The organism is uncultured Lutibacter sp. (genome assembly GCF_947493565.1).
Taxonomy (GTDB): domain Bacteria; phylum Bacteroidota; class Bacteroidia; order Flavobacteriales; family Flavobacteriaceae; genus Lutibacter; species Lutibacter aestuarii.
This window is the reverse complement of the sequence record NZ_CANLRG010000007.1, coordinates 14648-26595: the sequence shown is the minus strand read 5'-3', so window position 1 is coordinate 26595 and position 11948 is coordinate 14648. Positions and strand designations below refer to the sequence as shown.

Annotated in this window: 10 protein-coding genes; 3 read left to right on the top strand and 7 right to left on the bottom strand. The window is 28.5% G+C overall.

Annotation, left to right across the window (positions count from 1 at the left end; genetic code table 11):
* Positions 1–3 precede the first annotated feature (3 nt).
* From Q0714_RS09945 to Q0714_RS09935, 3 genes are read left to right on the top strand one after another with little or no spacing between them, the layout of a single operon-like run.
* Positions 4–1491 carry a NuoM family protein gene (locus Q0714_RS09945; RefSeq protein WP_298264606.1) on the top strand — a complete coding sequence of 496 codons (1488 nt, stop codon included), beginning with the start codon at positions 4–6 and terminating at the stop codon, positions 1489–1491.
* A 45-nt stretch (positions 1492–1536) separates the two neighbouring features.
* On the top strand, positions 1537–2940 hold the full coding sequence (locus tag Q0714_RS09940) for an NADH-quinone oxidoreductase subunit N (RefSeq protein WP_298264605.1): 1404 nt from the start codon (positions 1537–1539) through the stop codon (positions 2938–2940).
* Positions 2941–2947: 7 nt separating this feature from the next.
* A complete protein-coding gene (locus Q0714_RS09935; RefSeq protein WP_298264603.1) occupies positions 2948–3274 on the top strand; it encodes a hypothetical protein in 327 nt (108 codons plus the stop codon).
* On the opposite strand, the gene Q0714_RS09930 is transcribed toward Q0714_RS09935, so the two are convergent.
* From Q0714_RS09930 to Q0714_RS09900, 7 genes are all read right to left on the bottom strand, one after another.
* Positions 3275–4285: a glycosyltransferase family protein gene (locus Q0714_RS09930; RefSeq protein WP_298264602.1), complete on the bottom strand. Its 1011-nt coding sequence runs from the start codon at positions 4283–4285 to the stop codon at positions 3275–3277. It abuts the gene before it with no gap.
* 16 nt (positions 4286–4301) lie between these two features.
* Positions 4302–5165, bottom strand: a complete 864-nt coding sequence (locus Q0714_RS09925; RefSeq protein WP_298264601.1) for a UDP-2,3-diacylglucosamine diphosphatase — start codon at positions 5163–5165, stop codon at positions 4302–4304.
* Between the two features lie 107 nt (positions 5166–5272).
* The gene (locus Q0714_RS09920) at positions 5273–5872 is read right to left on the bottom strand and encodes an alpha-ketoglutarate-dependent dioxygenase AlkB (RefSeq protein ID WP_298264599.1); all 600 of its coding nucleotides are present in this window, start codon (positions 5870–5872) and stop codon (positions 5273–5275) included.
* A gap of 22 nt (positions 5873–5894) precedes the next feature.
* Positions 5895–7712, bottom strand: coding sequence for a sodium:proton antiporter (locus Q0714_RS09915; protein WP_298264597.1), 1818 nt, complete (start codon positions 7710–7712; stop codon positions 5895–5897).
* A 49-nt stretch (positions 7713–7761) separates the two neighbouring features.
* Positions 7762–8235, bottom strand: coding sequence for a CYTH domain-containing protein (locus Q0714_RS09910; RefSeq protein ID WP_298264595.1), 474 nt, complete (start codon positions 8233–8235; stop codon positions 7762–7764).
* A gap of 9 nt (positions 8236–8244) precedes the next feature.
* The gene (locus Q0714_RS09905) at positions 8245–9507 is read right to left on the bottom strand and encodes a YaiO family outer membrane beta-barrel protein (RefSeq protein ID WP_298264594.1); all 1263 of its coding nucleotides are present in this window, start codon (positions 9505–9507) and stop codon (positions 8245–8247) included.
* Position 9508: 1 nt separating this feature from the next.
* Positions 9509–11935 carry a sulfatase-like hydrolase/transferase gene (locus Q0714_RS09900; protein WP_298264593.1) on the bottom strand — a complete coding sequence of 809 codons (2427 nt, stop codon included), beginning with the start codon at positions 11933–11935 and terminating at the stop codon, positions 9509–9511.
* Positions 11936–11948: the final 13 nt, after the last annotated feature.

Below are 11948 nucleotides of genomic sequence, written 5' to 3'. Positions count from 1 at the left end.
AATATGGATATTTTATCACTTTTTGTAATTGTACCTGTTTTAACAATTATCGCTTTGTTATTTACCAAAGGTTTAAAACAGGCTCGTTTAGTCTCAATGGTTGGAAGTATATTTCAACTGGGAATGGCAATAAATTTAGTTATAGCTTATTTTAAAGAACGAGCTATTAATGATAGTATTATGGTTTTTACCAAAGATTTTGTTTGGTTTGAGCAGTTTAACATCCATTACTCAATTGGTGTAGATGGTATTTCTGTAGCCTTAATAGTATTAACTACAATTGTTGTACTTGCTGGTGTATTTATTTCTTGGAAAATGGCAGACCTACCTAAAGAATTTTTTATCTCATTATTAGTTTTATCAACTGGTGTGTATGGATTCTTCATTTCAATAGATTTATTTACCATGTTCCTTTTTTATGAAATAGCCGTAATACCAATGTATTTGTTAATTGGGATTTGGGGAAGCGGACCAAAAGAATACTCCGCAATGAAATTAACCTTAATGTTAATGGGAGCATCTGCAGTGCTAATGGTTGGTATTTTTGGAATTTATTTCAATTCAAATGCTGATGGAGGAGCTTTAACTTTTAACATCTTAGAAATTGCTCAAGTAAACATTCCTTTTGAAGCTCAAAAGTTGTTTTTTCCTTTAACTTTTATTGGATTTGCAGTTTTAGGAGCTTTATTTCCATTTCATACTTGGTCACCTGATGGTCATGCCTCAGCACCAACAGCAGTATCAATGCTCCATGCAGGTGTACTGATGAAATTAGGTGGATATGGTGTTTTTAGAGTTGCCATGTTTTTACTACCTGAAGGAACTATCCATTGGTCATGGTTCTTTATTATATTAGCAGCAATAGGTGTAGTTTATGGTGCTTTTGGAGCTATTAAACAAACCGATTTAAAATACATTAATGCATACGCCTCGGTAAGTCACCTAGGTCTAGTGCTGTTTGCTTTGTTAACTTTAAATAAAATAGCTTGGAACGGAGCAATTCTTCAATCACTATCACATGGGTTATTAACCGCCATGTTCTTTGCCTTGATTGGAATGGTTTACGGAAGAACTCACACGCGTGACATTCATAAATTAGGAGGTTTAATGAAAATAGTACCTTTTATTGGAGCTATTTATGTTATAACAGGTATGGCTTACTTAGGACTTCCTGGATTTAGTGGTTTTGTTGCTGAGATGAACATTTTTGTTGGCGCATTTCAAAATCCTGATATGTTTCAAAGAGTTTTAACAGTTTTAGCTGTTTCATCAATAGTTGTTACGGCTGTTTATATTCTTAGATTGGTAGGGAAAATTATGATGGGTCCCTTAGTTAATGAAGATTTTAAAAATTTACCGAAAGTTACTTGGTATGAAAAAACAGGTATTTTATTATTATTAATTCCAATTGTAGGAATGGGTGTTGCACCACTTTGGTTAAGCGACATGATAATGGCAAGTTTAGATCCTTTTATTAAAGGAGTATTATAAAAATTAAAACAGATAACTAAAATGAATTTTAGTAACTTTTTATTAATGAGACACGAGATTTTACTATTAACAATTACACTATTGTTATTGATTGGTGAAATTTTTATAAACAAAAACAAAAAAAGTAGTTTAGTCCATTTAGCAATTTTCTTATTTGGAATTCATACAGCTATTGGCTTTTTTGCCATTGATGAATGTAGCATTTTTGGAGGCTCGTTTCAAACAAATAATTTAATTCATCTTTTTAAAAACGTATTAAATATTGGAGTATTTACCTTGTTGCTACAATCTGCAGATTGGATCCAAGAAAAGATCGTTAATCAAAATAGAGGAACTGAATTTTTTATATTATTATTCACCTCATTATTGGGAATGTATTTTATGATTTCCGCAGGTGACTTTTTAATGTTTTACATTGGTCTTGAATTATCAACTTTACCTGTTGCAGCGTTGGCATCTTATGAAACCCTAAAAAGAAAATCAAGTGAAGCTGGTATCAAATTAATACTTTCAGCAGCGTTAGCTTCAGGTGTTTCGCTTTTTGGTATTTCATTATTATATGCCACATCTGGTTCCATATTTTTTCATAATATTATTGAGGTTATCACTTCAACCAACTTAACAATTTTAGGATTTATCTTATTTTTTGCTGGTTTATCATTTAAAATATCTTTAGTGCCATTCCATTTTTGGACCGCAGATGTATATGAAGGTGCACCTATTAGTGTTGCCTCTTACTTATCGGTAATTTCAAAAGGAGCTGCAGCATTTATTTTAATGGTTTTAATGTTTACTATTTTTAAACCTTTAATACATACTTGGGAAAACATTGTTTATATAGTTGCATTAGCTACAATGTTTATTGGTAACTTATTTGCACTACGCCAACAAAATATGAAACGCTTTTTAGCCTTTTCATCTATAGCTCAAGCGGGTTTTATATTGTTAGGGTTAATTACAGGAACTCAATTAGGAACTGCTACAGTAGTTTATTTTATATTGATTTATATTTTCTCAAATTTAGCTGCTTTTGGGGTAGTACAAGCTATTTCATTAAAAACAGGTAAAGAAAATATGGATGATTACAATGGGTTGTATCGCACCAATCCAAACTTAAGTTTGGTAATGATGTTAGCCCTATTTTCATTAGCAGGAATACCTCCTGTTGCTGGGTTTTTTGGTAAGTTTTTCTTATTTACTGCAGCTGCAAGTAAAGGTTATTACCTATTAGTTTTCTTAGCGGTGGTAAATGTTACCATTTCATTATATTATTATCTATTAGTTGTTAGAGCTATGTTTATTAGAAAAAATGACCATCCAATTCCTTTCTTTAAAAATAAACTTTATATGCGTTTAGGCTTATTAATTACAGTAATTGGTATTTTAGTTTTAGGCTTATACAGTCCGCTATACGACTACATTTATGAATTAAGTAGTATTTATAATTAAAAAAATTATGGGTTTAGAAGGTAAACATTCTTTTGGAAATATTGGAGATACAAGAGTAACTTTTGTTGAAAAAAAAATTGACGAAACTCGCATGGATTTTCTAAAAAAACTATTAGAACATAATGGTTTTGAAGTAGTGGTTGATGAAGAAAAAAGAAAATCAGAAGAAGATCCCCAATTATACACTATAGCAGTTACAGACATGGTGTTCAATCCAACAATATGGGTATATGAACGAAAACTAAAAACATTTGATGGTCATAAAGTAACTCCAGATTATTGGAATCAAAAAACTGAAGAGACAAATCCTCAATATTGGAAAAATTCAAAATAACTAGGTCAACTGCAATGCTTCAGTAATAATAAATTCATGTAAAATATGATCAACTAGTTGTTGGGTTTCATTAGGAAAATCTAGATTAATAGTAGTTCCTCTTTCTATCCATTGTTCTATTGTTGGAAGGTGTTTCTTTTTTAATGATTTTATAACTGGCACCCCTAATTCTTGTAAAGCTGTAGCATTAAAATGCTGCTCGTATTGATTTTTCATTGGAATTACCATCAATTTCTTTTTCAAGTAAATAGCTTCAGCAGGTGTCTCAAAACCAGCACCACATAAAATACCTTTACAGGAGGCCAAGCTTTTTTCAAACTTTTTACTGTTCACAGGCTTTATATATACATTTTTTTTCTGATAATATTTTTTAGCATTTTTTGAAAACACTTTCCATTTTATTCCTTTAATTTTTGATAATACCTGAATGATTTTTTCATCGGAATAAGAAGGTAAATAAACTGTATAATGATCTTTTTCAACTTTTTTCAATAATCTTATATCAGATCTAATTATAGGTGTATAAACCTTATTATTGTATTTTTTAAAATGAAATCCGAAATTTTGATTGCATTTTGCATAATTTTTTATGATAAAACTCCCTATAAAATCTTTATGTGAAGGCTTAGGTACACCTTTAGTAAATAAAGCTCCTTGATGGCTTAAAGAAATGCATTTTACTCCTTTAAATTTACAAGCCCAAGCAGTAATAGGTTCAAAATCATTGATGACTAAATCGTATTGTTTTACTGGGCAATTTTTAATTTCAGAAAATACATTTAAAATGCTATTTTTATTTAAAGTTTGTGCAATATCAACCCCTCCATTTTTTCCAAAATAAAAACTAAGACCTTTTAATTTGTATTTTATTTTATATGGTAACGTAACTTCAGCCTGTGTTCCACTAACTAAGATATCGACTTGAGCTCTTTTTAATAATGCAGGAATAATTTCTTTTGCTCGGCTCAAATGTCCATTTCCAGTTCCTTGTATTGCGTATAATATTTTCATAAATAGATGCTAATTATTACTTATGAATATAAAAATCTGCAACAAGCTCCCCAAAAAGTTCTTTAGTAGATTTATCTATAACATCTACTTCATCAGAAATTGAAGTATATTCAACATTATTAAAATGAGAGTCGTCATATTTATAAATACTCCACTTATTTTCCACAAATTCTAAAGCTGTTAAATTTTCAACCCAATCTCCAGAATTTAAATATTGAACACTTCCTTTATTATTTTTGAAATTTTTAATAACTGGTTGATGAATGTGACCACAAATTACATAATTGTAATAATTATCAATAGCAATATTTGTTGCTGTTTCTTCAAAATTATTGACAAATTTAACAGCAGACTTCACACTGTTTTTTATTCTTTTTGAAAGTGATATTTTACCTTTTCCCAATAAATTACTACAATAATTTGCACCTTTATTTAATAAAATGAGTGTATCGTACCCAATTGCCCCTAATTTTGCTAACCATTTAGAATGTTGCATAGTAACATCAAATACATCTCCATGAAAAAACCAAGCTTTTTTTCCATTAATATTAAGGACTAATTTATTTTTTATTGTGAAAGTACCTAATTCAAAATCTACAAATTTTCTAAGCATTTCATCATGATTACCTGTTATATAATAGGTTTCTTTTCCTTCAGAAATCCATTCAAAAATATATTTTATAACTTTCATATGAGAATTTGGCCAATACCGTTTACTAAACTGCCAAATATCAATAATATCACCATTAAGAATTACAATTGTAGGATCGATACTTTTTAAATATTGTAATAATTCTTTTGCATGGCAACCATAAGTTCCTAAATGCACATCAGAAATAACTACAATATCTATTTTTCTTTTGTTTTTTTTATTATTCACAAATAATTTTATTTGTACCCTTATAATTTTATACCGCAATTAACAACTTGTATGTTATTAAAAAGTTTAAAAACTATTACTTATTGGTTAACAAAACCTCTGTTATTTTAAATGATGTTTCGAAAAGTTAAATTGATTCTTGGAGTAGTTACTTTTTTTGTTTTAGGTAAACAATGTAACCATTTTGTTTGAGTTTCACCTTTCATTAACAATAAGTCTCCAGATTCTAAAATAATATCTACTTTATAGTTTTTGAATTTATGTTTTAAAGAAAATTTTCTTGCTGCACCTAGACTTAATGAAGCTATTATAGGATTTTCTCCTAGTTCTTTTTCATTATCTGAATGCCAAGACATTCCTTCACTTCCATTATGATACAAGTTTAATAAACATGAATTAAAACTCTCTTCGGTTTTTAGTTCAATAAGTTTTTTTAGGGATTGTAATTCAGGAGTCCAAAGCCTTGCCTTTTTTATAATTTTAGAATACGAATATTTGTAATTAAAGTCACCAAACCAAGCAACTTTTCTAGAAGTAGTTATTCGTTTACCGAAAATTATTAGTTCATCCTGTTTCCAAAAATTAGCATTCAATAAAGTGTGGTAAAAAAAATCAATTTCGGCAATGTTTAATACATTCTGGCTCAAAAAAACTTCTCCATCAAAAGGGAGTAGGTTTTGATTAGGATTGTTATTAAATAAATCCATAAAAATATTAATGAAAAACTTCTTATATAATTGTTTTTCCTAAATACATTAAAATATCTCCTTTTTCTATAACAAAAGACATATCTAAAGAAGAAATAATATGAATTTCACCTTTCTTATCCTTAATAAACATAGGTATAGAGTGTGTTTCTTCGTTAATTTCTTTTAATAAACTTTTATAATGTTCAGGAGAATTTATAGTTACTTCATTTACTAATGGAAAGTCACGCACCACTTCACTTAAGTTAATATAATCGTCATTATGGGTGAATAATTGATTGCTTTTAACATCTTCTCCTTGTTTCATTTCATCTGTAGAGATTAATCTAAAAGCACCATTCTCACCAAAAATTGGTGAGAATTTTTCTATTACATAATTATTAACTGCAGGGCTTCCGGTTAGGGCTAGTAAAAATCCAATATCGTTTAGTTCAATATCTTCTAATAACTCATCAGAGTAAACATTTCCTTCAATAGCCTCTAATCCTAAAGATTTAGCTTTGTTTATATTTTCAATATTACTATCAATTAGTACAACTCTTCTATTATTTTTCTTTAAATAAGTAGCTATTAATCTTGCAAAATTTGAAGAGCCAACAATAATAATACCTTCAGAAGATTTTAAAAACACTCCTGCTAATTTAGCAAATAAACGAGCTGTTGTAGCATTTAACAAAACGGTTCCTAAAACAATCATAAACACCAATGGCGTAATATATTCTGCATCTGATTCACCTTGCATAGCTAGTTTTAAACCAAACAATGAAGCTATTCCAGCGGCTACAATACCCCTAGGCCCTACCCAACTAATAAATAATTTTTCATTCAATTTTAATCCAGAACCTGAAGTACTTAAAAATACTGATAATGGTCTTAGCACAAAAATTACAATTGCAAAAAGTACTAAAGTTTCCCATTTGTACAATAGTAACATATCATCTAAGTTGATATTTGCTGCCAATAAAATAAATAGAATAGATATTAATAAAATGCTTAGGGACTCTTTAAAATATAAAATTTCTTTTAACTCTTTTACTTTCATATTTCCAAGTACCATTCCCATTACAACTACTGCTAAAAGGCCTGATTCGTGTGCAAATAAATCTGATAAAACAAATACTGTTAATACTCCTGCCAGTGTAATTACATTTAATAAATACCTAGGAATTATATTAAATTTAATTGCATAAAACAAAGCATAAGCAGATGTAAAACCTATGGAAAGCCCTATGATTACAATTTTTCCAAATTCAATTAAAGCTTCTTTGGTGTATTCATAACCGGCTTCAACACTTATAAATTCAAATACTAATACCGCTACCAAAGCACCTATTGGATCAATCAAAATACCTTCCCATTTTAAAACAGCTGAAATATCTTTTTTAAGAGGTATATTTCTTAAAATTGGGGCAATTACAGTTGGTCCTGTAACAATAATTAAAGCCGAAAACAAAAAAGAAATTGACCAACTTAAATCAAAAACATAATGAGCGGCAATTCCAGCACCTAAAAATGTAATTAATGCGCCTATAGAAATTAACTTAACAATTGCGGGGCCAACATTTAAAATCTCCTCTTTTTTTAAGGTTAAACCTCCTTCAAAAAGGATAATACTTATGGCTAGTGAAACAAAACTAAATAATTTTTCATCGGGGAATAGTCCTTCCGTTCCATTCCATACAGGCTCTAACCATTTAGTACCATCATAAGAAACTAATGTTGAAAGCGGTCCTACTATTAAACCTATTAAAATAAGTGGTAAAATAGCAGGGATTTTAAATTTCCAAGCAAACCATTGTGCAATAATTCCTAAAATTATAATTCCTGCAAGTTCAATCATAGTCTATTTTTATGGTGCTTTTTTATAAGATTTGCAATATAAATATTATTTACCACTTAGTAAACGGTTTTTTTGTCAACATTGAATTGTAGTACGATGCTTTTCCTGTAACTTCTTTGCCTAACCAATAAGGTTTATTAAAGTCGGCATCTTCAGATGGTAATTCAATTTCGGCAATTATAAGTCCATTATTTAAGCCCAAAAATTCATCAACTTCAAAAAAAAGTTGATTATTAGTTGGTATTATATACCTTATTTTTTCAATGATTGAAGGTTCACAGATTGCTAATAAGCTATTGGCTTCATTGATATCAATTTCTTTTTCCCATTCAAAACGAGTGGTTCCAGTTTTATTACCAATACCTTTTATAGTGATAAAACCTTGATTATCTTGTATTCTAATTCTAACCGTTCTTTCAGGTACCGTTGATAAAAAACCTTGGGCAATTTTATAACTTTTAATTGCTTCTTTTTTAAAACTTGTATTGACAATCAAGAATTTCCGTTCAATTTCTTTGCTCATTTATTTGTGTTATTTAAATTTTAACTCCCAAGAAAGTGCTAATGAATATATCCAAAAATAGCTGCCTGGATTAAAACTAATTTCTTGATGAGCAACTCCAAATTTGGTTCCCCATGCATGTTGTTTATTTTTAGAAGTAAAATAATACCCTAAATTAATTTTTTGAGATTGTAACTTAATAATTTCTTCTTCTTCTCCATCAAATTTAAAACGATTAAATTCTGGTGAAAATCCGATTCCTGCTGCTATGCTAAAATAGTTATCAGCATCACTTCTATATTTACGATAATTTAAAGTACCTGAAACGCTTGACCCAGAGTCGCCTGGAGTTATGTATGGCCTGAAAGACCAATAACTATTTCCTGTATACCAACCTATAGAACCTGTATATATATTTGTTGTTGAAGAATATTTTAACGTTCTAATTCCTAATGACATTTCAAAACTATGCGGTAATGATTTGTGCAACTCTGCTCCAAATCGAACATCAGGATAAAGATATGAGTTTGAAAATCCAATATTTAAATAGGCATACAATCCTTTGGCTATTCTTGGGTATAAATCTACTTCAAATTGCGCTCCATTATCATTAAATCTTCTATTAAAATTAATTTTAGCAATAATACTTCCATACTTTGTAAGTCTTTTATATTTGAATGTATGATATTGCATTGGGTCAAAAACTTCAGAGTATAAATCTACCGATGAACTTATTCCTATTGCATTAAATCGTAGTACTTGATTTAAATTAGCTTTATAAGCTTTCCCTTTTTCGCTTTCTGGATTATTTTTTAAAATAGATTCTACTGTTTTTAAGGCATTTTCTGGGTTTTCTGAATTTTGTTCTGCTTTGGCTTTCAATAATAAAATTTCTTCATCCTTTGTGAAGTGTTTTAAAGCTTCATTTGCCATTTTTAAAGCGTTGTAAGGTGCATCTGACCATAACTCATTATTAATTGCAGCAACCCAAGTAGTTTTAATTTTAGGATCTCTATCTAAAATATATTTAAATTCTTGTTTTGCTTGTTTGTAATTTCCATCCCAAGAATAGGTGCTTGCTAAAAATGAACGGATGTCATGGTAGTTAGGGTACTTGGTTAAAATTAATAATAACGAATCTTGAGCTTGTTTACGCTTTCCATTAAATGCTAGTTCTCTTGCAACCTCAAATGCCGTATCTGGGTTTCCTTTAAACTCTTTTTGTTGAGAAAATATTGATAAATTAATACTTAATAACAACACAAAAACTAATAATATCTTGAACTTTTTCATTTTAATTTAATGATTGTTTATAAGATTGATACGTAATATTTTCTGGATATAAATTAACTAAACTATCCATTATTTTAATTGCCTTATCAGTATTATTTAGCCTTTGATAGGCTTTTGCCAATTTAAAACTAATTTCACTATTATCTAACTCATTATTGTATGCTATTTTTGCGATTTCTATTGATTTTTCATCTTTCTCAGACCACCAATAAAGATCTAACAAGGCTAGGTAACAATCGTAATAATAAGGAGCTCTTTTTATTACATTTAATAATTCTTTTTCGGCCTCTTCATAGTTTCCTTCCCAGGCAAGTGTTCTACCTTTTAATGTTCTAGCATCTGCATGGTTTGGTAATTCATTTAAAATATAATCACACAATAAACGCGCTTTTATATATTTTTTATCAAATGCTAAATTTCTAGCTAAATTAAAAATTTCATCAAAATTTAAATCTTTTGTCAGTTTTTCAATTTCAGCAGTTTGTTCGCTTGTAAATTCTAATTTTGGCACTATATAAATATTTAGTGAATCTGGGAAAATTTTGTTTTGAGAAGTTACATAGGCATTTAATTTTTTAAATTCTGATAATGAATCTGATACTGTTTTTAACAGTTGGTCATCAATAATATTATTTAACCCCATATTTTCATTGATTTCATATAGTTTTTCATCTGATAATATATATTCTTTATATACAAAATCATTAATATTTCCTTTATACCTCATTAAAGGTATTTGGTGAATATTTCTAAATTGTTTGGCTGTATCTAAATTTTTACCCATCCAAGATATTTCATCCATTCTGGTAAATTTATAGTTATTCATTAAATAAGCGAGCAAACTAGGCGCTACATTAAAATGTGACGATATTGATTTAAACCTTTCAGCTTTTTTAAGCATTGGGCTGTAAATTAATAACGGAACATGAAATCTACATAATTTATCTTTTTGGGTTATTGGTATTAATCTATGATCTCCCGTAATTATAAAAATGGTATTATTAAACTCAGGTCTTTCTTTATAAGCTGTTATAAAATTCTTTATAGCATCATCTGTATATAATAATGCTGCAAAAATTTCTTTATATGTATTTACCTCTTCATCCTCAATTTTCACATGATTACTTGAGTTTAAAATACTATCTATCTTAGTTAAATATTTTTCTTTAGAAGGAAATTCAAAAGGTTCATGGTTTGTTAATGTCATAAGTATATCTAACCTTGGTAGTTTTAAATTATCGAAAGTTTTCAAGGTTTTTTTAAACATTTCTTTATCTGGGAACCCCCAAGAAAATCCTCCTTCATTTTCTTTGGTACTTATATATTCATTTCCAAATTTACTTTTATCAATTACATTATCTATTCCATTGTATTCTAAAAAATTAATTTTTCTATCAAAACTAGAATTATCTCCTGAGTAAAATGAAGTAGTATAACCATTGGCTTTTAAAACACTAATTAGCGAAATATGAGAAGGTGTGTTTTTAAGTTCTAAAAAACCATTTTCACCAAAGGGAAGCGATCCCATAAGTGATGGCAAAACTCCAAAAGTTCTTCCAGTGGTACTTAAAAAATTCTCCCAGTAAAGAGATTTTGTTATTAGAGAGTCAATAAATGGTGTAAACCCACTATATTTATTATCATCCATAAATTCACTTCCTAAACCTTCAACTATTAAAAAAGCAATATTTGGTTTATCAACACCTGAGTTAAAAAAGGGAGATAAAACATCTGTTGTTTGGTTGTTAGGCTTAAGAAAAGGATAGTCATTCCTACTACTTAAATTATACGAATTTATTCTACTTTTTTCTCTTTGTACTCTAATAATATCCGTTGCCAAAAAGCTAATTTTATTTTTATAAGCATCTTCTGATAGTTTAGGAATTACTAGTTTAAAACTTCCTAAAAAAATTGCAAATACTAATAATAAAATTACAGATTGACTTTTATTTATACTTTTCTTTAATAAATAATAACTAACAATAAATAATACTGGAAATATAAAAATTTGGATACTTGATAATATTGATACTTCTTTTGAAGTAGCAACAGTAAGTTTAATATCATTGAATGAATAACCTAGTAAATCTCCTCCTAAATTTAATAAAGTGGTTAAACTATATTTAACAAGAGCATACTGAGAAATTACAACAATTATAAATATTATTTTAAAAAATAGTATTCCTGTACGTTTAAATAAAAAACTAATTAATAGCTGAAAAGGTAATAGTATCAATCCAATTATCAATCCTGTCCAAAAATCATTTATAAATTTAAAGGCTATATGCGTTCCAATATTTGAAATTTCGATTCCATTTGAAATTGTCATATAAACCTCATATAAACTTAACATCCAAAAGGTTACAATTAATGAAAGAATTAAATAAATATTTTTATTTACACCTTTTGTTAAAATTTCAAATCTCATTTGTAATTGTATA